The organism is Pseudomonas sp., assembly GCF_030150285.1.
Classification (GTDB): domain Bacteria; phylum Pseudomonadota; class Gammaproteobacteria; order Pseudomonadales; family Pseudomonadaceae; genus Aquipseudomonas.
In genome coordinates, this window is sequence record NZ_JASLGE010000076.1 from 37,301 (window position 1) to 62,686 (window position 25,386).

Genomic DNA, 25,386 nt, shown 5'->3' on the forward strand with positions numbered 1-25,386 from the left:
CGATGTTTGGTAAATTAAGTTGGGAAGCGGTCCCATTCCACGAGCCGATCGTAATGGTGACCATCGCCATGATCGCGCTGGGTGGTCTGGCGCTGTTTGCAGCAATCACCTACTTCAAGAAGTGGACCTATTTGTGGACCGAATGGCTAACGTCAGTCGACCACAAGAAAATCGGCGTGATGTACATCATCGTGGCGATGATCATGCTGCTGCGCGGCTTTGCCGACGCCATCATGATGCGTACCCAGTTGGCCATGGCCACCGAGGGTTCACCTGGCTACCTGCCGCCTGAACACTATGACCAGATCTTCACCGCTCACGGTGTGATCATGATCATCTTCATGGCGATGCCATTCTTCACCGGCCTGATGAACCTTGCAGTGCCGCTGCAGATCGGCGCACGTGACGTGGCCTACCCGTTCCTGAACTCCCTGAGCTTCTGGCTGCTGGTGTCCGGCGTTGTGCTGATCAACCTGTCGCTGGGCGTTGGCGAATTCGCCAAGACCGGTTGGGTTGCTTATCCGCCGCTGTCCGGCTTGCAGTACAGTCCGGGCGTGGGGATGGACTACTACATCTGGGCGCTACAGCTATCGGGGCTAGGTACGACGTTAACCGGGGTTAACTTCCTGGCAACCGTGCTGAAAATGCGTGCTCCTGGCATGAAGCTGATGGACATGCCGATCTTCACCTGGACCTGCACCTGGGCAAACGTTCTGATCGTGGCTTCGTTCCCGATCCTGACCGCTACCCTGGCGTTGCTGACACTTGACCGTTACATGGATTTCCACATTTTCACCAGCGAGCTGGGTGGCAATCCAATGATGTACGTCAACCTGTTCTGGGCGTGGGGTCACCCTGAGGTGTACATCCTCATTCTGCCGGCGTTCGGTATCTTCTCTGAAGTTATCTCGACCTTCACCGGCAAGCGTCTGTTCGGTCACCACTCGATGGTCTACGCCTCCGGCGCGATCTCGGTGCTGGGCTTCATGGTTTGGCTGCACCACTTCTTCACCATGGGTTCGGGTGCGAGCGTCAACGCCTTCTTTGGCCTGGCGACGATGCTGATTTCCATCCCGACGGGTGTGAAGCTATTCAACTGGCTGTTTACCATCTACCAGGGCCGTCTGCGTTTCACCAGCCAAGTGCTGTGGACCCTGGGCTTCATGGTGACCTTCGCCATCGGCGGCATGACTGGCGTACTGCTGGCCATTCCGGGTGCTGACTTCGTACTGCACAACAGCCTGTTCGTGATCGCTCACTTCCACAACGTGATCATCGGCGGCGCAGTCTTTGGCTACATCGCAGGTTTCAGCTTCTACTTCCCGAAAGCGTTTGGTTTCAAACTGCACGAAGGGTGGGGCAAGGCAGCGTTCTGGTTCTGGATCGTGGGCTTCTTCATCGCGTTCATGCCGCTCTACGCACTGGGCTTCATGGGCATGACCCGTCGTCTGAACGCCAGCACCAACCCTGAGTGGGTGCCTTACCTGTACGTTGCACTGTTCGGCGCGATCTTGATCGCTGTCGGTATTGCTTGCCAGTTGATCCAGTTGTACGTGTCGATTCGTGATCGCAAAAAACCAGAAAACAACACTGAGTTTGGTGATCCGTGGAATGGCCACACCCTGGAATGGTCGACTTCGTCGCCACCTCCGTTCTACAACTTTGCTGTCGTGCCAACCGTTCACGGTATTGACGCGTTCACCGAAGCGAAAGAAGACGGTACGGCTTACAAGAAACCGGCCAAGTACTCGCCGATCCATATGCCTAGCAACACCGCCACCGGTGTCGTGATGGGCGCACTGCTGACCGTGTTCGGTTTTGCCATGATCTGGCACATCTGGTGGCTGGCTATCGCGAGCCTGGTTGGCACGGTTGTGTACTTCGTCATACACGCTGCCCGTGATGACCAAGGCTACATGGTGCCGGTGGAAACCATCGAGCGCATCGAAGCCGAGCAGCACAAGCGTCTGTTGGCCGCCAAAGTAATACCGGCCGACCGTGTTGAAACCAAGTTGGGGCAGGCATAAACCATGTCGAACATAGCGACCAATGCTGGACACGCCCATGATGATCATGGGCACGATGATCACCACCACGATGCAGGCGAGACAACCGTATTCGGTTTCTGGCTGTACCTGATGACCGACTGCATCATCTTTGCATCGCTCTTCGCGGTATACGCAGTACTGGTGGGTAACGTAGCGGGTGGCCCGTCGGGCCACGACATCTTCGAACTGCCTTACGTGCTGGGTGAAACCGCCCTGCTGTTGTTCAGTTCGATCACGTATGGCTTTGCCATGCTCGCGTTCTACAAAGGCAACAAAAGCGGTGTGCTGGCCTGGCTGAGCGTGACGTTCCTGCTGGGTGCCGGCTTCATCGGCATGGAAATCAACGAATTCCACCTGTTGATCTCCGAAGGTTACGGCCCACACCGTAGCGGCTTCCTGTCGGCGTTCTTCACCCTGGTCGGTACCCACGGTCTACACGTGACCTGCGGTCTGATCTGGATGGCGATCATGATGTATCAGGTCAACCAACACGGCCTGACTTCGACCAACAAAACGCGCCTGAGCTGCCTGAGCCTGTTCTGGCACTTCCTGGACGTGGTGTGGATCTGTGTCTTCACCGTTGTTTACCTGATGGGGACTCTGTAAATGGCTAACGCACATTCTGACGGCGCGAACCACGGCAGCGTGAAGTCCTACGCAACTGGCTTCATTTTGTCGGTGATCCTGACCGCAATTCCGTTTTGGCTGGTGATGAACCCGATCCTGGCCAAATCGACCACGCTGGCGATCGTGTTGTTGACCGCAGTGATCCAGGTGGTTGTTCACCTGGTGTACTTCCTGCACCTGGACCGTTCGGCAGCGCAACGCAACAACGTTGCAGCGCTGATCTTCTCGGTACTGGTTATTGTTCTGCTGGTGGGCTTGTCCCTGTGGATCATGTTCAGCATCCACGCTGAAATGATGGCGAAGTGAGGTTAAACCCGATGTCCTTTAAGCACTTTATCCAAATCACCAAACCGGGGATCATTTTCGGTAACGTGCTTTCTGTGGCAGGCGGGTTCTTCCTGGCCTCGAAGGGGCATTTTGACCTTGCCCTCTTCCTGGCCGCGGTCATCGGCACCTCTTTGGTGGTTGCGTCCGGTTGCGTGTTTAACAACTGCATCGACCGTGACATCGACATCAAGATGGATCGCACCAAGAACCGCGTACTGGTTCAAGGCCTCATCTCCCTCAAGGCGGCACTGGTTTATGCCACGTTGCTGGGGGCTGCTGGCCTTTACCTGCTGTATCGCGTGGCCAACCCGCTGGCGGCTCTGTTCGCGGCGATTGGTTTCGTGATCTACGTGGGCCTGTACAGCCTGTACTTCAAGCGCAAGTCGGTTCACGGCACGCTGATTGGCAGCCTGTCGGGTGCGATGCCACCCGTCATTGGCTATGTGGCTGTGAGCAACAGCTTTGACATGGCCGCGATGACGTTGCTGGTGATGTTCAGCCTGTGGCAGATGCCGCACTCCTACGCCATTGCGATTTTCCGCTTCAACGATTACCTGGCCGCCTCGATTCCGGTGTTGCCAGTGAAACGCGGTATCAAAGTGGCCAAGAAGCACATCCTGCTGTACATCCTCGCGTTCCTGATCGCGACCCTGATGCTCACCCTCGGCGGTTACGCCGGCATGAGCTACATGGCCGTGGCAGCCGCGATGGGCATGTACTGGTTGTACATGGCGTGGACCGGCTACAAGGCCGTCGACGATAAGGTCTGGGCACGCAAGCTGTTCGTGTTTTCGATCTTCACCATTACCGCCCTGAGCGTCATGATGTCCCTGGACTTCAAAGTGCCGGCTGAGTTATTGCTGACTTACGCGCACTAAGAAGACCTGTTCGAAAAAACCCGCCCTTCGTCAGAAGCGCGGGTTTTTTTCGTTTAAGCGCCGCAGGCTCAAGCGCACAGGTTTCCAGCGGTGTTCAATACGCGAAAGCATGCCGGTGTTTTTGCACAAAGTCTTCCCAGCGTACCGGCGGGTGCCCGGTGATCGCTTCGAAGTTATCAAACGTGTCCTGAGCCCCCGGGATGGTGTTTGCGGCCATGCGCACGAAGTTGTCATGCACGCAGCTCATGTAGGCCATCTCGGCACCTGCTGCGCGCATTTTCTCTAGAAACACCTGCGCAGGTTGCGGGGCGTAGCGAAAAGGTTGGCCCAGCACTCGGGTCATAATTCTTGCCACGTCGCCATAGGATTGAACATCGTAGCCGAGTCGATACGTTTGGCCCGTATGTCTGTGCGGGTGCAGCAGCGCCTGTACCGCCACGCGCGCCACATCTTCGCCGTCCACCCAACTGAACGCGGTATCGCCCGTGTATTGCTCGATAACACCGGATTTGACGGCTTGGGTGCCGTCATAACTCAACAGGTTTTGCATAAAGCATTCCGGGCGCAAGTGGGTGAACGAGAACCCCGACCACTCAATGTAACGCTCTACAAACTGATGCCAGGCCCAATGGCCGATGGTGGCATCGTCACGCCCGCAAGCCCCCAGGTGCACGATGTGGTGCACGCCGGCTTTTTTCGCCTGATCGAGAAACGCTTTGCTCTGGCGCAGCATGTCTACGGTGTAACCGGTCACCAGCAAGGCGCGATCGATACCTTGTAAGGCGGGTGCCAGCGTCTCTTCTTTGTCGAAATCCAGGATGACGGTGCGAATCCCTTGGGCTTCGAAGGGTTCGGCCTTGGCCGCTGAGCGAACCGCCGCGACCAGGGTAATGCTGTCGTCGGCCAACAGCCTGCGCAGCGTGTCGCCGCCGATCTGGCCAGTAGCGCCGGTGATTAAGACAGTGGGCTTGGGGGAGGTCATACAGGTGCCTTTGTCGTTGCGAAATCGTAACGCCAAAGCTTACGGGTGAAGTGAAAGCGCATTTACGATAGATTTTACTGAATTGAATGAATTTAATTCATTAATCAGGAGCCGTCATGTTTTCATCCGAGCGCTTGAAGGGCATTGATGTCTTTGTCTGCGTCAGCGATTCAGGCAGCTTCAAAGCCGCCGCCGAACGCATGAACCTCACGGCGTCTGCGGTCAGTAAAGGCATCGCCCGCCTGGAAAGCAGGTTGCAGGTGCGGCTGTTCAACCGCACCACCCGGCGCTTGTCACTTACCGATGCCGGGGTGGCGTTTTACCGCACCTGCACCGGGGTGCTGGGGCAACTGGAAGAGGCCGAGTTGTCTCTTCACGCGCAAAGCCACGAGCCGCGAGGTCGGATTCGTATCGACCTGCCCGCCGCCTTCGGGCGTTTGCAGGCCTTGCCGGTGATCCTGGCGTTTGCCAGGCAGCACCCGCAGTTGCAGCCGAACATTTCGTTCTCGGACCGGTTTATAGACCCGGTAGAAGAGGACGTTGATATTGTCGTGCGCGTAGGCGGCCCGGACGTTTGGCCGGCGGCTTGGGGGCATCGCTATGTGGGCAGCGAACGGCATGTGTTTTGCGCATCGCCGGCTTACCTCAAGCAGCACGGTGAACCCATGACTGATCGCGAGCTGGATCAGCATCGCTGCGTTGTGTACGGGCGGGCGGATGGTACGGTCAGCCCGTGGCGGTTTGCAGGCACCTGCGGTGCAGAAATGGAGCGCAGGGTAATGCCGGCGCACTGCATCGTGGGCGACGGTGAGGCGCAGGTGATCACGGTGTTGGCAGGCTGCGGCATTGCCCAATTGCCCACCTGGTTAATTCACACCCAACTGCGTGAGGGCGCTTTGGTTGAAGTGCTCCCGCACTTGGCGAGCGAAGGTCTGGCGATCAATCTGGTGTGGCCTAAAAACCGTGAGGGCCTGCCCAAGGTCCGGGCGATGCTCGAAGCGCTGGCGGCAGGCCTGCAGCCCGTCTTATAACGGCAATACACGGTCATGGATCACGTTTTTCATCACCAGGGTCGACACCAGCCGTTGTACGTTGGGCAGTGACGTGAGCTGCTCATCGTACAGGCGCTGGAAGGCCTGCAAGTCTTTGGTGATGACCTGCAACAGGTAGTCCGGGTCGCCAAACAGCCTTTGCGCCTCGATGATGTGCGGAATATGCGGCAACGCGGCCTCGAAATCAGCGACGGCCTGGCGGGTCACCTCGCGCAAGCTGACGAACACGATGGCTGAAAACCCCAAGCCCAGTTCCTTGGGTGCCAACAGGGCGCGATAGCCCAAAATCACCCCGGACTCTTCAAGGGCCCGCACCCGTCGATGGCAGGGTGAGAGGCTCAGGCCTACGCGGTCAGCCAGTTCGGTGAGAGAAAGGCGGCCGTCCGCGTGAAGCTCAGCAAGAATCTTTCGGTCAATTCGATCCACTTGGAAGAACCTTCTGCCTGGGTCATGGCTGTAGGGGATAAACGAAAGATAATCCTACCAGCATTTCCCTATTCTTCTATTCGCAGCGTGTGCGCGGTACAGCACACGGTGAACCTTTCCTGGTTAGCGTGTAGAAGGCAGGTATTTCGTGACTCTTAGCATTGTGGCCGCCTTTTGGGCGGTGTCGTTTTTATTCGTCATTACCCCCGGAGCTGATTGGGCCTACGCCATTTCAGCGGGCATGCGCGGGCGTTGGGTTACGCCTGCGGTGGCCGGGCTTCTGTCGGGGCATTTGCTGGCCACCGTGGTGGTGGCAGCCGGTGTGGGTGGGCTGGTGGCCAGTAATCCGATGGTACTGTCGGTGATGACGCTGGCGGGGGCCGGGTATTTGCTGTGGCTGGGCGTCAGTATGATTCGCCAACCATCGGTACCAGCGTCTGGTGCTGGGCTGGTGACCGATTCTGGCCTGCGTTGGGCGTGGAAGGGGCTTTGCGTCAGTGGTTTGAACCCCAAGGTGTTTTTGCTGTTTCTGGCATTGTTGCCTCAGTTCACCGACCCGTTATCCGTATGGCCGATCCCTGTGCAAATTGTGGCCTTGGGTGCGCTGCACGCGTTCAGTTGTGGTGTGGTGTACCTGATGGTCGGGTTCGGTGCCAAAGCTGTTTTGCAGGCGCGACCCCGTGCGGCGCAAAACGTCAGCCGTGTGTCGGGCGTGATCATGATCGTGATTGCGGTGGTGTTGCTGGCGGAACAAGTCGTGGCGCAATAGCGTCTACGCTAGTCAGAGCCTTTAGCTTTGACCTTGACGCGCAGGGCAAAGGCTATACCGTTTGGTGTGCAATCTGACGATTGAGGAATAGCCCGTGACAACGACTCAAAACACCCCGCAAGCCGTGATTGAATTTTGGCAGCAGGCCGGCCCCAAGCATTGGTTCGCCAAGGATCAAGCATTTGACGCAACCTTTCGCGAGACCTTTTTAACCCTGCACTTTCAGGCGGCCCGGCGCGAGCTGGAGCATTGGGTGAGCGACGCGCCAGGGGCCTTGGCACTGCTGATTGTGCTCGACCAGTACCCACGCAACGCCTTTCGCGACACGGCGCATATGTTCGCCACCGACCCGCTGGCGTTGCGCTATGCCCGGCAGATGGTTGACGCGGGTCTGGATCAGTTGATTGATCCGGCCTTGCGACAGTTTTGCTATCTGCCGTTCGAGCATTCCGAAGACAGGGCCGATCAACAACGGTCGCTGACTCTTAACAAGGCGCTCGGGCCTGAGGCGTTCAAGTGGGCAAAGGAGCACGCGGACATCATCGAGCGATTTGGCCGTTTTCCTCATCGCAATGAGGCTTTGGCGCGCACGACCACCGAAGCCGAGCGGGCGTTCTTGCACAGTGGTGGGTTCGCAGGCTAAAGGGTTGCAACGGGGTTCAAACAGGCATAATTACGGTCTGTGTATTGGCCACCTGTAGAACCTGATGTGGAGTCTTCATGAAACACGCTGCTTTATCGACGCTTGCCCTGATTGTCAGTGCCGGGCTTTTCAGTGCTTCGGCCACCGCAGCGGGGGATGCGCAAGCCGGTGAAAAGCTGTTCACCAAGATGTGCGGCGGGTGCCACAGCATCGGAGACGGTGCCCGTGGCGGATTTGGCCCGCAGCTCAACGGCATTATCGGGCGGCCCGCCGGTACCACCACCGACTACCTGTACTCCGACGCAATGAAAAACTCAGGCATTGTGTGGACGCGCGAGAAGCTGGCGGCGTATATCGAGGCCCCGAAGAAAGTCGTCAGCGGCACGCGGATGATTTTCTGGGGTATCAGCGACCAAGAGAAAATTGAAAACCTGCTGGCGTACATGGCGACGTTTCAGAACCAGCCGTAATCATTGAATGTCTTTGAGGTAGCGCGTGAGATGCGCCAGAGGCTCGGCCAGTTGTTCGAGTGTCTGCGCCCCGGCGAATGCCGTGCTCAGCGTGTATAGCTCGCGGCCCATTACCGTGTGCGCACCGCCCAGCGCGTGCAGCGCCACCTCCAGGCATTGATTCACCTTGAGCTGTATCGCGCCGACATCGCCCTGGCGCACCAACAAGGCAAAGACCTCGCGCTGGTAATCCCCCATGGCCGGGTCATCGCGCAACAGCGGGCTTGATCCCTCGGGTTCATAGGCCAATTTGAGTGCGTAAAGGGCGACTGTTTCCAGTGGCTGTTCCATGTGCGGGTTCCTGGTGTGCGATACGAAGGCGGCGGCGATCGTATCAGCCATTAGGGCGCGTGTGTTTGCGCGGTGCACTGCGCTGCCAGAAATGGGCAGACGGTCGTACAGGCCTGTAACGGCAGGAGCGAGGCGGGCAGAAAAAAAACCGGCTCGCAGGCCGGTTTTTCCGGGTGCTGTCTAGAACGCGTACTTGGTCGTCAGCATGACATTACGTGGCGCGCCATAGGAGCCGCTGCGAAAGTTCTCGTCCAGTGAGCTGATGTACTTCTTGTCGAACAGGTTGTTGAGCGTGGCGGTGGCCGACCACTGTGCGGTCAGTTGATAGCGGGCCATCAGGTTCGCAATGGCGTAGTCGCCTTGTTTGACTTTGGCAGGCGCAGGCAACTGCCAGCTGTCCACGGTCATGTGAATGCCGCTTTGCCAGTTCACCCCGCCGCCCACGATCAGGCGGTCCAGTTCGCCTGGCAGGCGGTAAGTGGTCCAGACTTTGAGCATGTCGGCCGGGATAATGGTCTTCACGCGTTTGTTGTCGGCGTCTTTGACCACACTATGGCTGTAGCTGGCGCTCAGGTTCCAGTCCTGCAGCAGTTCGCCACTGACTTCCATGTCGACGCCACGGGTTTTGGTTTTCTTCGCTTTATAGGCCGTCAAGTTGTCGTTGCCGATAACGGTGCCATCGGCGATCGCGTCATTTTCCAGCTCGACTTCGAACAACGCGAGGGCGGTGTTCAAACGACCGTCGGCGTAGTCACTCTTGAGGCCGAGCTCGTAGTTGTTGCCTTCACGCGGCTCCAGCAGGTTGCCGGCCGTGTCGCGGTAGGGCTGCGGCTTGAAGATGTTGGTGTAGCTGGCGTAGACCGAGTGGTTGGGCGTCAGGTCATAGACCACGCCCGCGTACGGGGTGACCTTGCCGTTTTTGCGCAGGGCATCGTCGGTTTCATAGGGTTTCAGGCTCGCGACGTTGTAATGCAGCATGGCGTCGTACCGGTAATTACTGATGCGCGTACCGAGGATCACTGAAAGGTTGTCGGTCGGTTTGAGACGGGTAGCCAGATAGAGGCCGTTTTGCCACTGATCGATGTTGTCGTCTTCACGGTTGAAGTTGTACGTCGCGTAGGGCGCATGGTTGTTCCAGGTGTAAATATTCACCGGCTTACCGCTGACACCATTGTTGCTGGTGCCGTTGGCCAGCAGGTTGCCAAAGCCGTTACGGCGGTTTTCGTAGCTCTGGAAGTTGAAACCCACCACCAGTTCATGCGCTCGCCCCAGCCACTGGAACGGGCCGGACAGCATCACGTCCAGGCCTTGTTGCTTCTGAGTGTTGTCGCCTTTGGTCGCGGTGTATCCCAGGCCGGCCCCCGTCTGCGAGTTGACAAAGCCGGTGGTGGTGCCCGCGATGATCGAATCGTATTCGCGGGTGCCGTACAGGGAGTTGACCGAGACCTTTAGCGCCCAGTCGTCGTCCAGTCTCTGCTCAACCGACGCGAAGGCGTTTACAGATTCCTGGCGGTTGGTGCTGTCGCGGCTGGCGGGGTTTGTGCTGCGCGACAGGTGCAGTTGGTTGCCCTTGTTGTCGAGCATTGGCAGGCCGGTGGTAGAGAACCCGCGTGGGTCGTTGTAGAGGTATTCGGCTCCGATTGTCAGCAAGGTGCTGTCGCTCAGGTCGATTTCCGACACACCGTACAGAATGGTTTTTTCCTGCTGCAGGTGGTCGACAAAGCTATTGGATTGCTGGTAAGCCGCCACCGCGCGCCCACGCACGTTACCTGTCGGGGTCAGCGGGCCAGACACATCCACTTCGGTGCGGTAGAGGTCCCAGGAACCCAGACCCGCACTGACGTAACCCTGAAACGTCGACGTTGGCTTTTTGCGCACCATATTGATGGTGCCGGAAGGATCGCCCGTCCCCGACATCAGGCCCGAAGCGCCGCGCAGCACTTCGACGTGGTCATAAATGGCCATGTCCGATAGCGCTTGAGGCAATGCCTGACTGAACGCAAATGAGGTCGTGGGCATGCCGTCATATTGATAGTTATCAATGGCCAGGCCACGGGAGAACACATACAAACGGTCACTGCCCGGACTTTGCACGTTGATCCCGGCTGCTTGCTCCAGCACCGAACCAATGCTGTTGAGGTTTTGGTCGTCGATGCGCTGGCGGGTCATGACGCTGACGGACTGCGGCGTTTCTTTGAGGCTCAGGTTCAGTTTGGTGGCGGTGGTAGTGGAACCTGTGGTGTAGGAGCCCGTGTTTTCGCTCACAGCCCCCAATGTCAGCCCGGAAACAGTAGTGGCCCCCAATTGCAGTGAGTCACCCGTGACAGCGGGTAATAGCACATAAGTGCCGTTAGCCTGGCGTTGAGCCTGTAAGCCGCTACCGGCCAGCAGATGCGCGAGGCCTTCATCGACCCCGTAGTTGCCCGTCAGCCCCTGCGTGGTCATGCCTTGGGTCTGCTCGACGCTGAACGACAAGGTGACATTCGCGGCGGTGGCAAACAGGCTCAGGGCGGCACCGAGCGAGCCAGCGCTGATCTGGTAAGCATGCGTCGAGTTGTTTGCCAGCACGTGAGCCGGTGCCAGCGTTAACGCCGAGAAAACGCCAAGCGCTACGGTCAGGTGGACGGCATGGGCGAGTGGCCTGACGGCGCTGAGGGTGAATCGTGACATACAGGTTTCCTTTCGTTGGCAGACAGGGCAGCAGTCGCGAACGCTGCTTTCTGTACATGGCCGAACAAAGGTTGGAATCGGCAACCCTGGATGGGAATTATTCGCAAAAAATCAAACCGCTTCGACATTGACCCAGTAACGCGTCACAAAGTGCACGGCAACGGGCAGGGACTGGCTGAGGTTTTCCAGGATGGTATCGGTGTTATCGATGCGGAACGCACCACTTAGCCGCAGGTTGGCAATTGTGGGAGAGCAGCGCAGCACCCCTTGCCGGTAACGGCCTAGCTCAGCGATAAAGTCCCCCAGGCGCCAATCAATGATTGTCAACATCCCCTGGCTCCAGGCCCCTGCACCTGCCGGGGCGGGGGTGATGGCGCTGACTTCATTGCGGTCGAAGCAGGCCCGTTGGCCGGCCTCCAGGCGCTGTACCCGCGAAGGGTGATTCAAGGGGTGCAACTCGACAGCTTTCTCCAGCACGCAGACGTCGGTGTGTGCCCCTGCGCAGCGCACGATGAAGCGAGTGCCGAGGGCATGCACACTGCCTTGGGGGCCCTGGACGATAAAAGGCCGGCTGTCACTGGCGGTTTGTACCAGAACTTCGCCACGCAGCAAGCGTATCAGGCGTTGGTCGGCGCTGAAGGCAATGTCCACGGCACTGTCGGTGTTGAGGTCGATTTGGCTGCCGTCGGCAAGGCGCAAATGCCGGCGCTGACCGGTGGCGGTGCGCTGATCGGCGAGCAGGGCCTGATAGGGCAAATGCTCAGTGGCCAGCCAGCCACTGCCGCCTACCGCCAGCAACAGGCCTAGGGTCTTGAGCACCGCGCGGCGATGGGCGTGCACCCCGGACAGCGTTGAGAGCGACACATCGGCGGGTAACCCGGCCCACTGGCTCTGCATTTTTTCGACGCGGGCCCACGCCCGTGCATGCTGCGGGCTGGCCGAAAGCCACTGTCGCCAAGCTTGTTGATCGGCCGCAGAGCGTGGCGTGCTATTGAGGCGCACATACCAGGTGGCAGCGGCTTCCAGAGTGGGCAGATCCAGAGGCGCGGCCATCAGTCTTCCGTCAGCAGCAGGCAGTGGGTCATGGCACGGATCACGTGCTTCTTGACCGTGGTCACCGACACGCCCATCCGTTCAGCGATGGCCACATAACTCAAACCCTCCAACTGCACCGCGAGGAAAATCTGCCGCGTGCGCGCGCCCAGGCCGTCCAGCGTAGTATCAATGGCCACCAGGGTTTCAAGAATCATCAAGCGTGTTTCAGGGGAAATATCCAGCGGCTCCGCGCGCAGTGCCAAGGCCTCCAGATAGGCCTGTTCGAGTGCGCGACGGCGGAACTTGTCAATCATCAAGGCGCGAGCAATGGTGCTCAGGTAGCTGCGAGGTTCGCGGATTTTCCCCACATCCCGCGAAGCCAACAGGCGCACAAACGTGTCCTGGGCCAAATCGGCCGCATCACTGGTATTCCCGATACGGGCACGCAACCAGCTTTTGAGCCAGCCATTGTGTTCGCTGTACAGCACGTGCAGGGCGCAGGGATCGGGAGCGGGCATTGTGGCAAACCAACATCATCCGTTGATAATGAGTCGCATTGTCTATATCGCGTCGGATTTGCGCAAGAAGGTTGTGCAGGTCGAAGTGCTATCGGCAGGCTCGTGGAGCGTCTTCTGAGTAAGCGAGCTTGTTCGCGACCCTTTGATTACACCGCCATTCAGAGGGGGCTTCGCCTTGTCGCAGCCTCATTCTTCGTCAGCAACGACAGATGGGCTTTTGGCTTCGCGCCACTTTTCGACAGGCGAAAAAAAAGACCTTGATAATCAAGGTCTTTTTTAAAGGTGGTGCCCCGAGGGAGAATCGAACTCCCACTTCTTTCGAAAACGGATTTTGAATCCGCCGCGTCTACCAATTCCGCCATCAGGGCTCAATGGCGGCGAAGTATAGAGATGAGGTTTAGGTCGGTCAACAACTTATTGGTCTATTTTTACTAAGTCCGTTAAACTCCCCGGCCCTGCTAGACGAAACCTATCATGCGCGTTGCTGACTTTACTTTTGAGCTCCCCGATTCACTCATCGCACGCCATCCTTTGGCGGAGCGCCGCAACAGCCGCCTGCTGACCCTCGATGGGCAGAGCGGGGCGTTGGCACATCGTCAATTCACTGATTTGCTTGAGCATTTACGCTCGGGCGATTTGATGGTGTTTAACAATACCCGGGTGATTCCTGCACGGTTGTTCGGCCAAAAGGCGTCGGGCGGCAAGCTGGAAATTCTGGTTGAGCGGGTGCTCGACAGTCATCGGGTACTGGCGCATGTGCGCTCCAGCAAGTCGCCAAAGCCCGGCTCGAAGATCCTGATCGAGGGTGGCGGCGAAGCCGAGATGCTGGCGCGTCATGATGCGTTGTTCGAGCTGGGCTTCACCGAAGAGGTGTTGCCGCTGCTGGACCGTGTCGGGCATATGCCGTTGCCTCCTTATATCGATCGCCCCGATGAAGGCGCTGACCGCGAGCGTTACCAAACCGTTTACGCCCAGCGCTTGGGTGCTGTCGCCGCGCCTACCGCGGGCCTGCATTTCGATGAGCCGCTGATGCAGGCTATCGCCGCCAAGGGCGTTGAAACGGCGTTCGTGACGTTGCACGTCGGTGCCGGTACGTTCCAGCCGGTGCGGGTTGAGCGTCTCGAAGACCACCACATGCACACCGAGTGGCTGGAAGTCGGCCAGGACGTGGTCGATGCCGTGGCGGCGTGCCGTGCGCGGGGCGGCCGGGTGATTGCCGTGGGTACCACCAGCGTGCGTTCGCTGGAGAGTGCTGCGCGTGATGGCGTGCTTAAGCCGTTCAGTGGCGACACCGATATCTTTATCTTCCCGGGCCGGCCGTTTCACGTGGTCGATGCCCTGGTCACCAATTTCCACTTGCCCGAATCCACGCTGTTGATGCTGGTGTCGGCATTCGCCGGTTACCCCGAAACCATGGCGGCCTACAAGGCTGCGGTTGAACAGGGGTACCGCTTCTTTAGTTACGGTGATGCGATGTTCATCACCCGCAATCCCGCGCCGACGGCTCCTGCCCCGGCCCCAGAGGATCAAGCATGAGCAACTGTCGTATGTCCTTCGAGCTGCTTGCCACTGATGGCAAAGCGCGTCGCGGTCGCCTGACCTTTCCCCGTGGTGTGGTTGAAACCCCGGCTTTTATGCCGGTGGGCACGTACGGCACGGTCAAGGGCATGATGCCCCGGGATATCGAGGCCATTGGCGCGCAGATGATTCTGGGCAACACCTTTCACTTGTGGCTGCGCCCGGGCACCGAGGTGATCAAGAAACACGGCGACCTGCATGATTTCATGAAGTGGCAGGGCCCGATCCTGACCGACTCAGGCGGTTTCCAGGTGTTCAGCCTGGGGGCCATGCGCAAGATTAAAGAAGAAGGCGTGACCTTTGCGTCCCCGGTGGATGGCGCGAAAGTGTTCATGGGCCCGGAAGAGTCGATGCAGGTCCAGCGTGATCTGGGCTCTGACGTGGTGATGATTTTCGACGAATGTACGCCGTACCCGGCTGACGAAGACGTGGCGCGCATTTCCATGGAGCTGTCGTTGCGCTGGGCTCAGCGCTCCAAGAACGCCCATGGCGATAACACGGCGGCGTTGTTCGGTATCGTCCAGGGCGGCATGCACCAGAACTTGCGTGAACGCTCGCTCGAAGGCCTGAACAAGATCGGTTTCGATGGCCTGGCCATCGGCGGCCTGTCGGTGGGCGAACCCAAACATGAAATGATCAAGGTGCTGGATTACCTGCCCGCGATGATGCCGGCTGACAAACCTCGTTACCTTATGGGAGTTGGCAAGCCAGAAGATCTGGTGGAGGGTGTGCGCCGCGGTGTGGACATGTTTGATTGCGTGATGCCAACCCGTAACGCCCGCAATGGGCATCTGTTTATTGACACCGGTGTATTGAAGATCCGCAACGCGTTCCATCGCCATGATGATTCGCCGCTGGATCCGACCTGCGATTGTTATACCTGTCAGAACTTCTCTCGCGCTTATCTGCATCATCTGGACAAGTGCGGCGAAATGTTGGGCAGCATGCTCAATACCATCCACAATTTGCGGCACTATCAGGTGCTGATGGCTGGTTTGCGCGAGGCTATTCAACAGGGTACATTGGCCACCTTTGTCGACGCCTTCTATGCCAAGCGCGGGCTTGCTGTGCCGCCTTTGGACTGATTTACGGACCCTAAGAAATACTTTTTGCAACTGGAGTGCTTAATGAGCTTTTTCATCTCTCCCGCTTTCGCGGACGCTGCTGCACCTGCTGCTGGCCCAGCCGGTACTGGTTTCGAGTGGATTTTCCTGGTCGGCTTCCTGGTCATCTTCTATCTGATGATCTGGCGTCCACAGGCCAAGCGCGCCAAAGAGCAGAAAGCCCTGCTGGGTAATCTGCAAAAAGGTGACGAAATTGTCACCACTGGCGGTATCGCCGGCAAAATCACCAAGGTGACCGATGCTTTTGTTGTCATCGAAGTGTCCGACACTGTCGAGCTGAAAATTCAGAAGGGCTCGGTTGCAGCCACGCTGCCGAAAGGCACGCTGAAAGCGATCTAAGTTTCAACTTTTAACAATCGACGGGGCGCGCAAGGCGCCCCGCGTTTTAAGCGGGCGGCGTGATTGATGCTGAACAAATACCCTCTGTGGAAATACATACTGATCCTGGCCGTGCTGGCGATCGGTTTTATTTATTCCGCTCCCAATCTGTACCCTGATGACCCGGCTATCCAGGTGTCGGGTGCGAGCACAGCACTTCAAGTCACTGAAGCTGATCTGGAGCGTGCGAGCAAGGCGCTGACGCAAGCAGGCATTGCCGTTAAGGGCGCTTCCTTGTCTCAAGGCGGTAAAGGCGGCTTGCTGCGTCTGGTCAACAAAGACGATCAGTTGCCGGCCAAGGATGTCGTGCGCAAGGCGCTGGGTGATGACTACGTTGTCGCGCTCAACCTGGCACAGACCACGCCGCAATGGTTGCGCAGCCTGGGGGCTCACCCCATGAAGCTGGGTCTGGACTTGTCGGGTGGCGTGCACTTCCTGTTGGAAGTGGACATGGACAAGGCCGTCGACGCGCGCATGAAAGTGTACGAAGGCGATGTCAAAAGCCTGCTGCGCAAAGAGAAAGTGCGTTACCGCAGCCTGCCGCAACTCAATGGGGCCATTCAGTTGGGCTTCACTGATGAAGCTGCCCGTGAGCAAGCGCGTGGCTTGATTCGCAAGAGCTTTACCGATTTTGACGTAACGACGGCGGACCTCAACGGCCAGCCGGTTCTGCGTCTGGCGATGACCCCGGCCAAGCTGGCGGAAATCCGTGAATATTCCATCAAGCAGAACCTGACAACGGTCCGTAACCGGGTCAACGAGTTGGGTGTTGCCGAGCCTCTGGTTCAACGTCAGGGTGCCAACCGCATCGTGGTTGAATTGCCGGGCGTGCAAGACACTGCCGAAGCCAAGCGTATTCTGGGCAAGACGGCCAACCTTGAGTTCCGTCTGGCCGCCGAGCCGGGCGCTTCGAAAGCCACTTCCGAGACCTTCGAGTTCCGCGAAGGCAATCGTCCTCCCGCGCAAATCGAGCGTGGTCTGATTATCACGGGCGACCAGGTCACGGATGCTCAGGCAGGTTTTGATGAGCAGGGCCGTCCGCAGGTGAATATCAAACTCGACGGCCATGGCGGCGAGTTGATGAGCCGTTCGACCCGTAGCAACGTGGGTCGCAGCATGGCGGTGATCTTCATCGAGCAGAAGCCGGTGACCACGTACGCCAAGCAAATGGTTGACGGTGTCGAGAAAGAAGTACCTGTTCAGGCGTTCAAGGAAGAGAAAAAAATCATCAGCCTGGCGACTATCCAGTCGCCGCTGGGCAGCCAGTTCCGCATTACCGGCCTGAACGGTCAGGGTGAAGCCTCCGAATTGGCGCTGCTGTTGCGTGCTGGTGGTCTGGCGGCACCGATGTACTTCGCGGAAGAACGTACCATCGGCCCAAGCCTGGGTGCTGACAACATCACCAAGGGTGTCGATGCTTCGTTGTGGGGCATGTTGTTCGTATCGATCTTCATCATCGCGATCTACCGCTTCTTCGGTTTGATTGCGACAGTGGCGCTGGCCGGTAACATGGTCTTGCTGCTGGCCTTGATGTCGGTGCTGGGTGCAACGCTGACCCTGCCAGGTATTGCCGGTATCGTATTGACGATGGGGATGGCGGTTGATGCCAACGTACTGATCTTCTCGCGTATACGAGAGGAGCTTGCCAATGGCATGACGCCGCAGCGGGCAATCAATGAGGGCTTCAATCGTGCCTATACGGCCATTGTCGACTCCAACCTGACAACACTGTTGGTCGGCGGGATTCTCTTTGCCATGGGTACCGGGCCGGTTAAAGGCTTTGCGGTCACCATGTCCCTCGGGATCTTTACCTCGATGTTCACGGCCGTGATGGTGACCCGCGCAATGGTCAACCTGATTTATGGCGGTCGGGACTTCAAGAAGTTGTGGATTTAAGGGGCTGCCATGTTACGTACAATCAACTTCATGGGCGTTCGCAACGTTGCGTTCGGCGTCACTGTGCTGCTTACCGTGCTGGCCTTGTTCAGCATGTTCCACAAGGGTATGAACTACGGCCTGGACTTCACCGGCGGTACGCTGATTGAGCTGACCTACGAGAAGCCTGCTGAGCTGACCAAGGTGCGCAACGAGCTGTCTGCGGCCGGTTTTGAGGATGCTGTGGTCCAGAGCTTCGGTGCCACCACTGACGTACTGGTGCGTATGCCGGGCGATGATCCTCTGCTGGGTAACAGGGTGGCGGCGGCGCTGGGTCAGGCTGATGCCGGCAACCCTGCCGTGATCAAGCGTGTTGAGTTCGTTGGCCCGCAAGTGGGTGAAGAACTGCGCGATCAGGGCGGGCTGGGCATGCTGATGGCGCTGGGCGGCATCATGCTGTACCTGGCTTTCCGCTTTCAGTGGAAATTCGCGGTCGGTGCAATCGTGTCTCTGGTTCACGACGTTATCGTAACCGTGGGCGTGCTGTCGTGGTTCCAGATCACCTTCGACCTGACGGTGCTGGCGGCGGTGCTGGCAACGATTGGTTACTCGCTCAACGACACCATTGTGGTGTTTGACCGGGTGCGTGAGAACTTCCGGGTTCTGCGCAAGGCCAGCTTGATTGAAAACATCAATATCTCGACCACGCAAACGCTGTTGCGCACCATGGCAACGTCAATCTCCACCTTGTTGGCGATTGCGGCGCTGCTGATTTTCGGTGGTGACAACCTGTGGGGCTTCTCCATCGCATTGTTCGTGGGTGTGATGGCGGGTACTTACTCCTCGATTTACATTGCCAACGTGGTGTTGATCTGGCTGAACCTCAGTGCAGAAGATTTGATCCCTCCTGCAGCGAGTGAAAAAGAGGTTGATGACCGCCCTTAAAGGTTAGATCCTGGCAGGCGGTTTCCTAAAAGGCGCGAGTATTGAACTCGCGCCTTTTTTTGTGCTCCAACATCAGGATTGGTGTGGGATTTTTCCCATCTGTGATGGTCAGGAGATTCAAGTGAACAAGTCTTTGCTGGTGGGTGCTGTATTGGGTGCTGTCGGTGTCACTGCCGGGGGTGCTTTTGCGACCTATAGCCTGGTTAAGGCCCCTGAGTCTGCGCAGGTGCTGGCGGTACAGCCGGTCACGCAACAAATCAAAACGCCGCGTGAAGTCTGTAAAGAAGTGACGGTAACGCGTCGAGCCCCGGTCAAGGATGAGCATCAAATCGTCGGCAGCGTGATTGGTGCGGTGGCGGGTGGTTTGCTGGGTAACCAGATCGGTGGCGGCAGCGGCAAGAAGATTGCGACAGTGGCGGGTGCGGTTGGCGGGGGATATGCGGGCAACAAGGTGCAGGAAGGTATGCAGGAGCGAGATACCTACGCCACGACCCAGACTCGCTGTAACACCGTAAACGACATCAGCGACAAGGTTGTGGGTTACGACGTGCGCTACTCCCTTGATGGCAAGGAAGGCAAAGTGCGCATGGATCGTGAGCCGGGCAAGGAAATTGCCGTCGACAAGCAGGGCAAGCTGATCCTGAATTAAACCGCCCGGCTGTCGGTAGGGGCAGCCGGTCGACGCTCGATTACTCGCGATCTGTTGTTGTTGGAAATCAAGAGATCGCGAGCAAGCTCGTTTCTACCGATGGCGTGAAGTGCGCCAAAAAAAAGCACCCCGAAGGGTGCTTTTTTTGGTCTGCGGTTTTCGCTTAGCGCTTCAGCGAGGCCGGCAGGTGCGGCTGAATTGCCGTCAGTACGGCTTTGAAGCATTTGGTGTTACCGGCAACGATGTGGCCTTTTTCAAGGAAATCGTGGCTGCCGGTGAAGTCGCTGACCAGGCCGCCTGCTTCCTGAATCAGCAGTGCGCCTGCCGCCATGTCCCACTCGGACAGGCCCGACTCCCAGAAGGCGTCAAAACGACCGGCGGCCACGTAGGCCAGGTCCAGGCTGGCAGCGCCTGCGCGGCGGATGCCTGCGGTTTGGCCGACCAGGCTGCGGAACATGCCCAGGTAGTTGTCCAGGTTGTCCATCTGGTTGTCGCGGAACGGGAAACCGGTGCCCAGCAGAGCGCCTTCAAGGCTGGTGCGACCGCTGACACGCAGGCGGCGACCGTTCAGTTGAGCGCCACGGCCACGGCTGGCGGTGAATTCTTCTTGGCGAACCGGGTCGAGAACAACAGCGTGCTCCAGGCGGCCGCGGTATTTGCAGGCGATGCTGACGGCGAAGTGCGGAACGCCACGCAGGAAGTTGGTGGTGCCGTCCAGTGGGTCGATGATCCACAGGTAGTCTTCACCTTCACCGCTGCCAGGGTGCATGCCGGTTTCTTCACCGAGAATGCCGTGGGTCGGATAGGCTTTGCGCAGGGCGTCGATGATTTTCTGTTCGGCCGCACGATCAACTTCAGACACGTAATCTTTGGCGTCTTTTTCGTCAACCTTGATGGTATCCAGGCGCTCGATGGAGCGGAAAATCAATTCACTGGCGCTGCGGGCGGCGCGCAGCGCGATATTCAGCATGGGCTGCATGGACGTTTCACCTAAGGTTGTTAAAGAAAGCCGAATATTCTATCAGAAAATTTTGTTAGATGAAGGTTCGCGTGAGCTTTCGTAGCTTATGGCGTATTGCTTAGGTAATATTTGCTCCCTTTTGTTGGTCTGTGAGCGCTTCCTTTGCTGCCTAATATTCGTGTCGTTCTGGTCAATACCAGCCATCCCGGGAACATCGGCGGTGCTGCGCGTGCCATGAAAAACATGGGGCTGTCGCGGCTGGTGCTGGTCGAGCCTCGGGTGTTTCCGCATCATGAAGCCGATGCGCGAGCCTCGGGTGCCGGGGATATTCTGGAGAAGGCGCACGTCGTCGCCACTCTCGAAGAGGCGTTGGTCGGGTGTAATCTGGTACTGGGTACCAGTGCGCGTGATCGTCGTATTCCCTGGCCGCTGCTGGATCCGCGCGAATGCGGGCAAAAAGTCGTCGAAGAAGCAGGCCAGGGGGCTGAAATTGCATTGGTGTTTGGCCGTGAAGACTCCGGCCTGACCAATGAAGAGCTGCAGCGCTGTCACTATCATGTGCACATTCCTTCTGATCCCGAATTCAGTTCGTTGAACTTGGGGGCTGCCGTGCAAGTGCTGAGTTACGAGATTCGTATGGCCTGGCTGGCTGCGCAAGGGCAGCCGAGCAAAGTCGAAAAAGATGAAGTGGCCTCCACCAAAAGTGGCGAGCTGGCAACGATGGATGAGCTTGAGCGCTTTTATGAGCACTTGCAGCAAACCCTGGTGGCGATTGAATTTCTGGACCCTGAAAAGCCGCGCCATTTGATGGCTCGACTGCGTCGTTTGTACGGGCGCAGTTCGGTCAGCCGTGCCGAAATGAATATTTTGCGTGGCATTCTTACCGAAACCCAAAAAGCGGCCCGTGGCGAGCTGCTCAAGCGCAAGGATTAATGATGTTCGAGCGTCTGCGTGAAGATATTCAAAGCGTGTTCCATCGTGATCCAGCAGCGCGCAACGCATTTGAGGTGTTGACCTGCTACCCCGGTATGCATGCCATCTGGATACACCGTTTGTCCGGTTTGTTGTGGGGCATGGGCTGGAAGTGGCTGGCGCGCCTGGTGTCCAACTTCGGTCGTTGGTTGACCGGGATCGAGATTCATCCCGGGGCGAAGGTGGGGCGTCGCTTCTTCATTGATCACGGTATGGGCATTGTGATCGGAGAGACGGCAGAGATCGGTGATGACGTAACGCTGTATCAGGGCGTTACGTTGGGAGGCACCAGTTGGAACAAGGGCAAGCGCCATCCCACCTTGGAGAATGGTGTGGTGGTGGGGGCTGGTGCCAAAGTGCTTGGGCCATTTACCGTCGGTGCCGGTGCCAAGGTGGGTTCCAATGCGGTGGTTACCAAGGCCGTGCCTGCGGGTGCGACGGTGGTGGGTATTCCGGGTCGAATCATCATCAAGCATGACGATGAGGCGGATGCCAAGCGCAAGGCCATGGCTGAGAAGTATGGTTTTGATGCTTACGGCGTGGGTGAAGACATGCCGGACCCGGTGGCGCGCGCCATTGCGCAGTTGCTGGATCATCTGCAGGCCGTTGATGGCAAGCTTGAGGGTATGTGCGGTGCGCTCAAGGACTTGGGTAGTACCTATTGCGCCAAGGATCTGCCCGAGTTGCGCGAAGAGGACTTCGCCTGCGTTAAGGGCAAGGATGAGAACAGGGTGGTTTGACGTTCTCGGGTGTCTCGCTGTCGGGCTGCGAATGGTTGGGGTTAATCCCGGCCTGCGGCCGCGCCGCGCAGGGTTGCATGTGTGCCATTACGTCGCAGACCCTGCTATAATGCGCGCGCTCTTTTGCGGGTATTCCTGACTAAAGTACTAGGTCTAATAGTTGACTTAAATGGTCGGGAATAGCATACTCGCCCTCATTCCGAACTCCGTGGTACCTGTCCATGAGACTGACTACAAAAGGCCGTTACGCCGTTACTGCAATGCTTGATCTGGCGTTGCACGCACAGCACGGGCCGGTGTCCCTGGCTGACATTTCCGAGCGCCAAGGCATCTCTTTATCTTACCTGGAACAACTGTTTGCCAAGTTGCGCCGCAGCAGCCTGGTTTCCAGTGTGCGTGGCCCAGGTGGCGGTTATCAGTTGTCGCGCGATATGCAAGGTATTCAAGTGGCTCAGGTCATTGATGCCGTGAACGAATCTGTCGATGCCACGCGTTGCCAGGGCCTTGGCGACTGCCATGCTGGCGATACGTGCTTGACTCACCATTTGTGGTGCGACCTGAGCCTGCAAATCCACGAGTTTCTCAGCGGTATCAGCTTGGCGGATCTTGTCACTCGCCGTGAGGTGCAAGAAGTAGCCCAGCGTCAGGATCAGCGCCGTTGTAATAGCAAGGCGCCGCACCTGGATAAGATCGAAGCGTCCGCCGTCGAGTGATTGCATAAAAACGACGGTGCGCCAGCCAGCCTGATTTAGGAGATAGTCCATGAAATTGCCGATTTACCTTGATTACTCAGCCACCACCCCGGTTGATCCGCGTGTTGCTCAAAAAATGAGCGACTGCTTGCTGGTTGACGGGAACTTCGGTAACCCGGCTTCGCGCTCCCACGTCTTCGGCTGGAAAGCGGAAGAAGCGGTTGAGAACGGTCGTCGTCAGGTTGCTGATCTGGTTAATGCCGACCCGCGCGAAATCGTCTGGACCTCTGGTGCGACCGAAGCCAACAACCTGGCTATCAAAGGCGCAGCGCATTTCTATGCGACCAAGGGCAAGCACCTGATTACCGACAAGATTGAGCACAAGGCTGTCCTCGACACCATGCGCCAATTGGAGCGTGAAGGCTTCGAAGTGACCTACATCGAGCCGGGTGAAGACGGCCTGGTGACGCCCGCCATGGTTGAAGCCGCCATGCGCGAAGACACCATTCTGGTGTCGATCATGCACGTGAACAACGAAATCGGCACCATCAACGACATCGCGGCCATTGGTGAGCTGACCCGCTCGCGTGGCGTGTTGTTCCACGTTGACGCGGCCCAGTCCACGGGCAAGGTTGAAATCGACCTGGCCAAGCTGAAAGTTGACCTGATGTCCTTCTCGGCCCACAAAACGTATGGCCCTAAAGGCATTGGCGCGCTGTATGTCAGCCGCAAGCCTCGCGTACGTATTGAGGCCACCATGCACGGTGGCGGTCACGAGCGCGGCATGCGTTCGGGCACCTTGGCCACTCACCAGATCGTGGGCATGGGCGAAGCGTTCCAGATCGCCAAAGAAGAAATGGCCGCTGAAAATATTCGCATCAAGGCGTTGAGCGACCGTTTCTTCAAGCAGGTCGAACACCTTGAAGAGCTTTACGTGAACGGCAGCATGATTCACCGCGTACCGCACAACCTGAACCTGAGCTTCAACTACGTTGAAGGCGAGTCGCTGATCATGGCGCTCAAGGATCTGGCTGTGTCGTCGGGGTCGGCTTGCACCTCCGCTTCCCTTGAGCCTTCCTACGTGTTGCGCGCCCTGGGCCGCAACGACGAGTTGGCGCACAGCTCAATTCGTTTCACCTTCGGCCGGTTCACCACCGAAGAAGAAATCGACTACGCCGCGCAGAAAGTGTGCGAGGCCGTTACCAAGCTGCGCGCTCTGTCGCCGCTGTGGGACATGTACAAAGACGGCATCGACATCTCGAAAATCGAGTGGGCGGCGCACTGATATTTCAAGTCGCCGTAGACAGGCGCTGTAAGTGCAGCGAAAGCAGCTTTACAGCGTCTCAAGAGCGACTCTCTGATGAGTGAGGATGAGTACCATGGCTTACAGCGAAAAGGTCATTGACCACTACGAGAACCCGCGCAACGTCGGCAAGATGGACGCGGAAGACCCGGATGTCGGTACCGGCATGGTTGGCGCACCCGCGTGCGGCGACGTGATGCGTCTACAGATCAAGGTTAACGAGCAGGGCATCATTGAAGATGCCAAGTTCAAGACCTATGGTTGCGGTTCGGCAATCGCTTCCAGCTCTTTGGCGACCGAGTGGATGAAGGGCAAGACTCTGGATGAAGCAGAGACCATCAAGAACACTCAGTTGGCCGAAGAGCTGGCCTTGCCACCGGTGAAAATTCACTGCTCGGTACTTGCCGAAGATGCCATCAAGGCAGCTGTGCGCGATTACAAGCAGAAGAAAGGTTTGATCTGATCCCGGCCCATGCCCTGGTGGCATGAGCGGGCTGATGATACTGGCGATAGGTAAGGAGTCACGATGGCTATCAGCATGACAGAAGCGGCGGCCAAGCACATTCGTCGCTCCCTCGACGGGCGCGGTAAAGGTGAGGGGATTCGTCTGGGTGTTCGCACCACGGGCTGCTCCGGCCTTGCCTATGTGCTGGAGTTTGTCGATGAAGTGGGCGAGGAAGACCAGGTCTTTGAAACCCACGGCGAAAAAGTGATCATCGATCCCAAGAGCTTGACCTACCTTGACGGTACAGAGCTGGACTTCGTCAAGGAGGGCCTCAATGAAGGCTTCAAGTTCAACAACCCTAACGTGCGCGGTGAATGTGGCTGCGGCGAAAGCTTCAACATCTGAGGCAACTCGTGGGTACTCCTTGTCATTTCGCTCTATTTGAACTGCAACCGAGCTTTACGCTGGACCTCGAGCAGTTGGCCGCGCGTTACCGTGAGTTGGCGCGTGGCGTACATCCTGACCGCTTTGCGGATGCTTCCGAACGTGAGCAACGACTGGCGCTAGAGCAATCCGCGAGCCTTAACGAGGCTTATCAGACGCTCAAGAGCCCACCCAAGCGCGCGCGTTACCTGCTTGCGATGAATGGGCGTGAGATGCCGCTGGAAGTCACGGTGCACGATCCCGAGTTTCTGCTGCAGCAGATGCAGTGGCGCGAAGAGCTTGAAGATCTGCAGGACAGCGCCGATATAGACGGTGTTGCTGCATTCAAGCGCCGGTTGAAATTGGCCCAGAATGAATTGAACGACAGCTTCGCTGCTTGTTGGAATGATGCTGCCCAGCGTGAACAGGCTGAACGCCTGATGCGCCGCATGCAGTTCCTCGACAAGCTCACTTACGAAGTGCGCCAGTTAGAAGAGCGCCTCGACGATTAACTCCGTGCTTTCCT

Annotated in this window: 28 protein-coding genes and 1 tRNA gene; 21 read left to right on the forward strand and 8 right to left on the reverse strand. The window is 57.9% G+C overall.

Features of this window, described 5'->3' with window-relative positions:
- Positions 1-2: 2 nt before the first annotated feature.
- From cyoB to cyoE, 4 genes are read left to right on the forward strand one after another with little or no spacing between them, the layout of a single operon-like run.
- On the forward strand, positions 3-2,027 hold the full coding sequence (gene cyoB / locus Q1W15_RS17250; protein ID WP_300730530.1) for a cytochrome o ubiquinol oxidase subunit I: 2,025 nt from the start codon (positions 3-5) through the stop codon (positions 2,025-2,027).
- Positions 2,028-2,030: 3 nt separating this feature from the next.
- Positions 2,031-2,654, forward strand: a complete 624-nt coding sequence (locus tag Q1W15_RS17255; protein WP_300730532.1) for a cytochrome o ubiquinol oxidase subunit III — start codon at positions 2,031-2,033, stop codon at positions 2,652-2,654.
- Entirely contained in the window at positions 2,655-2,981 is a 327-nt protein-coding gene (cyoD, locus tag Q1W15_RS17260) for a cytochrome o ubiquinol oxidase subunit IV (protein ID WP_300730534.1), read from the forward strand.
- 11 nt (positions 2,982-2,992) lie between these two features.
- A complete protein-coding gene (gene cyoE, locus Q1W15_RS17265) occupies positions 2,993-3,880 on the forward strand; it encodes a heme o synthase (RefSeq protein WP_300730535.1) in 888 nt (295 codons plus the stop codon).
- 94 nt (positions 3,881-3,974) lie between these two features.
- Here cyoE and Q1W15_RS17270 read toward each other — a convergent pair whose 3' ends face one another.
- Positions 3,975-4,862 (reverse strand): SDR family oxidoreductase, encoded by an 888-nt coding sequence (locus Q1W15_RS17270; RefSeq protein WP_300730537.1) that lies wholly within the window; start codon positions 4,860-4,862, stop codon positions 3,975-3,977.
- Between the two features lie 116 nt (positions 4,863-4,978).
- Here Q1W15_RS17270 and Q1W15_RS17275 point away from each other — a divergent pair, with 116 nt between their 5' ends.
- A complete protein-coding gene (locus Q1W15_RS17275) occupies positions 4,979-5,893 on the forward strand; it encodes a LysR family transcriptional regulator (RefSeq protein ID WP_300730541.1) in 915 nt (304 codons plus the stop codon).
- On the opposite strand, the gene Q1W15_RS17280 is transcribed toward Q1W15_RS17275, so the two are convergent.
- Positions 5,888-6,340 carry an Lrp/AsnC family transcriptional regulator gene (locus tag Q1W15_RS17280; RefSeq protein WP_300730543.1) on the reverse strand — a complete coding sequence of 151 codons (453 nt, stop codon included), beginning with the start codon at positions 6,338-6,340 and terminating at the stop codon, positions 5,888-5,890. The two genes, Q1W15_RS17275 and Q1W15_RS17280, sit on opposite strands and share 6 nt — an antisense overlap.
- A gap of 148 nt (positions 6,341-6,488) precedes the next feature.
- Between Q1W15_RS17280 and Q1W15_RS17285 the strand changes: the two genes are divergently transcribed.
- The 3 genes from Q1W15_RS17285 to Q1W15_RS17295 all read left to right on the forward strand — a co-directional run bounded on the left by Q1W15_RS17285 (position 6,489) and on the right by Q1W15_RS17295 (position 8,222).
- The gene (locus Q1W15_RS17285; RefSeq protein WP_300730545.1) at positions 6,489-7,109 is read left to right on the forward strand and encodes a LysE family translocator; all 621 of its coding nucleotides are present in this window, start codon (positions 6,489-6,491) and stop codon (positions 7,107-7,109) included.
- Positions 7,110-7,203: 94 nt separating this feature from the next.
- A complete protein-coding gene (locus Q1W15_RS17290; protein WP_300730547.1) occupies positions 7,204-7,752 on the forward strand; it encodes a DUF924 family protein in 549 nt (182 codons plus the stop codon).
- A gap of 77 nt (positions 7,753-7,829) precedes the next feature.
- Positions 7,830-8,222, forward strand: a complete 393-nt coding sequence (locus tag Q1W15_RS17295) for a cytochrome c family protein (protein WP_300730548.1) — start codon at positions 7,830-7,832, stop codon at positions 8,220-8,222.
- Here the strand turns inward: Q1W15_RS17295 and Q1W15_RS17300 are convergent, their stop codons facing one another.
- The 5 genes from Q1W15_RS17300 to Q1W15_RS17320 form a co-directional block, all read right to left on the reverse strand.
- Positions 8,223-8,552, reverse strand: coding sequence for a hypothetical protein (locus tag Q1W15_RS17300; protein WP_300730550.1), 330 nt, complete (start codon positions 8,550-8,552; stop codon positions 8,223-8,225).
- A gap of 180 nt (positions 8,553-8,732) precedes the next feature.
- On the reverse strand, positions 8,733-11,222 hold the full coding sequence (locus tag Q1W15_RS17305; protein ID WP_300730552.1) for a TonB-dependent receptor: 2,490 nt from the start codon (positions 11,220-11,222) through the stop codon (positions 8,733-8,735).
- Between the two features lie 111 nt (positions 11,223-11,333).
- A complete protein-coding gene (locus tag Q1W15_RS17310; protein ID WP_300730554.1) occupies positions 11,334-12,275 on the reverse strand; it encodes a FecR domain-containing protein in 942 nt (313 codons plus the stop codon).
- Positions 12,275-12,775, reverse strand: coding sequence for a sigma-70 family RNA polymerase sigma factor (locus tag Q1W15_RS17315; protein WP_300730555.1), 501 nt, complete (start codon positions 12,773-12,775; stop codon positions 12,275-12,277). Before Q1W15_RS17315 ends, Q1W15_RS17310 begins: the two co-directional genes overlap by 1 nt.
- A gap of 283 nt (positions 12,776-13,058) precedes the next feature.
- Positions 13,059-13,143, reverse strand: a tRNA-Leu gene (locus Q1W15_RS17320).
- 106 nt (positions 13,144-13,249) lie between these two features.
- Between Q1W15_RS17320 and queA the strand changes: the two genes are divergently transcribed.
- The 6 genes from queA to Q1W15_RS17350 all read left to right on the forward strand — a co-directional run bounded on the left by queA (position 13,250) and on the right by Q1W15_RS17350 (position 19,324).
- Positions 13,250-14,311 carry a tRNA preQ1(34) S-adenosylmethionine ribosyltransferase-isomerase QueA gene (queA, locus tag Q1W15_RS17325; RefSeq protein WP_300730557.1) on the forward strand — a complete coding sequence of 354 codons (1,062 nt, stop codon included), beginning with the start codon at positions 13,250-13,252 and terminating at the stop codon, positions 14,309-14,311.
- 11 nt (positions 14,312-14,322) lie between these two features.
- The gene (gene tgt, locus Q1W15_RS17330) at positions 14,323-15,438 is read left to right on the forward strand and encodes a tRNA guanosine(34) transglycosylase Tgt (protein ID WP_300730649.1); all 1,116 of its coding nucleotides are present in this window, start codon (positions 14,323-14,325) and stop codon (positions 15,436-15,438) included.
- Between the two features lie 42 nt (positions 15,439-15,480).
- Positions 15,481-15,816: a preprotein translocase subunit YajC gene (gene yajC / locus Q1W15_RS17335; RefSeq protein WP_300730559.1), complete on the forward strand. Its 336-nt coding sequence runs from the start codon at positions 15,481-15,483 to the stop codon at positions 15,814-15,816.
- A 66-nt stretch (positions 15,817-15,882) separates the two neighbouring features.
- Positions 15,883-17,751, forward strand: a complete 1,869-nt coding sequence (gene secD / locus Q1W15_RS17340) for a protein translocase subunit SecD (protein WP_300730561.1) — start codon at positions 15,883-15,885, stop codon at positions 17,749-17,751.
- Between the two features lie 9 nt (positions 17,752-17,760).
- Positions 17,761-18,675 (forward strand): protein translocase subunit SecF, encoded by a 915-nt coding sequence (secF, locus tag Q1W15_RS17345; protein WP_300730563.1) that lies wholly within the window; start codon positions 17,761-17,763, stop codon positions 18,673-18,675.
- 121 nt (positions 18,676-18,796) lie between these two features.
- Entirely contained in the window at positions 18,797-19,324 is a 528-nt protein-coding gene (locus Q1W15_RS17350; protein WP_300730568.1) for a glycine zipper 2TM domain-containing protein, read from the forward strand.
- Positions 19,325-19,487: 163 nt separating this feature from the next.
- Here the strand turns inward: Q1W15_RS17350 and suhB are convergent, their stop codons facing one another.
- Positions 19,488-20,303 carry an inositol-phosphate phosphatase gene (gene suhB / locus Q1W15_RS17355; RefSeq protein ID WP_026013996.1) on the reverse strand — a complete coding sequence of 272 codons (816 nt, stop codon included), beginning with the start codon at positions 20,301-20,303 and terminating at the stop codon, positions 19,488-19,490.
- A gap of 144 nt (positions 20,304-20,447) precedes the next feature.
- On the opposite strand from suhB, the gene trmJ reads away from it, so the two are divergent.
- The 7 genes from trmJ to hscB all read left to right on the forward strand — a co-directional run bounded on the left by trmJ (position 20,448) and on the right by hscB (position 25,372).
- Positions 20,448-21,218 (forward strand): tRNA (cytosine(32)/uridine(32)-2'-O)-methyltransferase TrmJ, encoded by a 771-nt coding sequence (gene trmJ, locus Q1W15_RS17360; RefSeq protein ID WP_300730571.1) that lies wholly within the window; start codon positions 20,448-20,450, stop codon positions 21,216-21,218.
- A 2-nt stretch (positions 21,219-21,220) separates the two neighbouring features.
- Positions 21,221-21,997, forward strand: a complete 777-nt coding sequence (gene cysE / locus Q1W15_RS17365) for a serine O-acetyltransferase (RefSeq protein WP_300730573.1) — start codon at positions 21,221-21,223, stop codon at positions 21,995-21,997.
- Between the two features lie 221 nt (positions 21,998-22,218).
- Positions 22,219-22,710 (forward strand): Fe-S cluster assembly transcriptional regulator IscR, encoded by a 492-nt coding sequence (iscR, locus tag Q1W15_RS17370; RefSeq protein ID WP_055102057.1) that lies wholly within the window; start codon positions 22,219-22,221, stop codon positions 22,708-22,710.
- A 49-nt stretch (positions 22,711-22,759) separates the two neighbouring features.
- A complete protein-coding gene (locus tag Q1W15_RS17375) occupies positions 22,760-23,974 on the forward strand; it encodes an IscS subfamily cysteine desulfurase (protein ID WP_300730579.1) in 1,215 nt (404 codons plus the stop codon).
- Between the two features lie 94 nt (positions 23,975-24,068).
- Positions 24,069-24,455, forward strand: a complete 387-nt coding sequence (gene iscU, locus Q1W15_RS17380; RefSeq protein WP_003443374.1) for a Fe-S cluster assembly scaffold IscU — start codon at positions 24,069-24,071, stop codon at positions 24,453-24,455.
- Between the two features lie 63 nt (positions 24,456-24,518).
- Positions 24,519-24,842, forward strand: a complete 324-nt coding sequence (gene iscA / locus Q1W15_RS17385; RefSeq protein WP_300730595.1) for an iron-sulfur cluster assembly protein IscA — start codon at positions 24,519-24,521, stop codon at positions 24,840-24,842.
- An 8-nt stretch (positions 24,843-24,850) separates the two neighbouring features.
- Positions 24,851-25,372 (forward strand): co-chaperone HscB, encoded by a 522-nt coding sequence (hscB, locus tag Q1W15_RS17390; RefSeq protein WP_300730596.1) that lies wholly within the window; start codon positions 24,851-24,853, stop codon positions 25,370-25,372.
- Positions 25,373-25,386: the final 14 nt, after the last annotated feature.

Coding starts and splice junctions, on each gene's coding strand:
- cyoB (WP_300730530.1), top strand. CDS start 3: ATGTTTGGTAAATTAAGTTGGGAAGCGGTCCCATTCCACGAGCCGATC.
- Q1W15_RS17255 (WP_300730532.1), top strand. CDS start 2,031: ATGTCGAACATAGCGACCAATGCTGGACACGCCCATGATGATCATGGG.
- cyoD (WP_300730534.1), top strand. CDS start 2,655: ATGGCTAACGCACATTCTGACGGCGCGAACCACGGCAGCGTGAAGTCC.
- cyoE (WP_300730535.1), top strand. CDS start 2,993: ATGTCCTTTAAGCACTTTATCCAAATCACCAAACCGGGGATCATTTTC.
- Q1W15_RS17270 (WP_300730537.1), bottom strand. CDS start 4,862: ATGACCTCCCCCAAGCCCACTGTCTTAATCACCGGCGCTACTGGCCAG.
- Q1W15_RS17275 (WP_300730541.1), top strand. CDS start 4,979: ATGTTTTCATCCGAGCGCTTGAAGGGCATTGATGTCTTTGTCTGCGTC.
- Q1W15_RS17295 (WP_300730548.1), top strand. CDS start 7,830: ATGAAACACGCTGCTTTATCGACGCTTGCCCTGATTGTCAGTGCCGGG.
- Q1W15_RS17300 (WP_300730550.1), bottom strand. CDS start 8,552: ATGGAACAGCCACTGGAAACAGTCGCCCTTTACGCACTCAAATTGGCC.
- Q1W15_RS17305 (WP_300730552.1), bottom strand. CDS start 11,222: ATGTCACGATTCACCCTCAGCGCCGTCAGGCCACTCGCCCATGCCGTC.
- Q1W15_RS17310 (WP_300730554.1), bottom strand. CDS start 12,275: ATGGCCGCGCCTCTGGATCTGCCCACTCTGGAAGCCGCTGCCACCTGG.
- Q1W15_RS17315 (WP_300730555.1), bottom strand. CDS start 12,775: ATGCCCGCTCCCGATCCCTGCGCCCTGCACGTGCTGTACAGCGAACAC.
- queA (WP_300730557.1), top strand. CDS start 13,250: ATGCGCGTTGCTGACTTTACTTTTGAGCTCCCCGATTCACTCATCGCA.
- tgt (WP_300730649.1), top strand. CDS start 14,323: ATGTCCTTCGAGCTGCTTGCCACTGATGGCAAAGCGCGTCGCGGTCGC.
- yajC (WP_300730559.1), top strand. CDS start 15,481: ATGAGCTTTTTCATCTCTCCCGCTTTCGCGGACGCTGCTGCACCTGCT.
- secD (WP_300730561.1), top strand. CDS start 15,883: ATGCTGAACAAATACCCTCTGTGGAAATACATACTGATCCTGGCCGTG.
- secF (WP_300730563.1), top strand. CDS start 17,761: ATGTTACGTACAATCAACTTCATGGGCGTTCGCAACGTTGCGTTCGGC.
- suhB (WP_026013996.1), bottom strand. CDS start 20,303: ATGCAGCCCATGCTGAATATCGCGCTGCGCGCCGCCCGCAGCGCCAGT.
- cysE (WP_300730573.1), top strand. CDS start 21,221: ATGTTCGAGCGTCTGCGTGAAGATATTCAAAGCGTGTTCCATCGTGAT.
- iscR (WP_055102057.1), top strand. CDS start 22,219: ATGAGACTGACTACAAAAGGCCGTTACGCCGTTACTGCAATGCTTGAT.
- Q1W15_RS17375 (WP_300730579.1), top strand. CDS start 22,760: ATGAAATTGCCGATTTACCTTGATTACTCAGCCACCACCCCGGTTGAT.
- iscU (WP_003443374.1), top strand. CDS start 24,069: ATGGCTTACAGCGAAAAGGTCATTGACCACTACGAGAACCCGCGCAAC.
- iscA (WP_300730595.1), top strand. CDS start 24,519: ATGGCTATCAGCATGACAGAAGCGGCGGCCAAGCACATTCGTCGCTCC.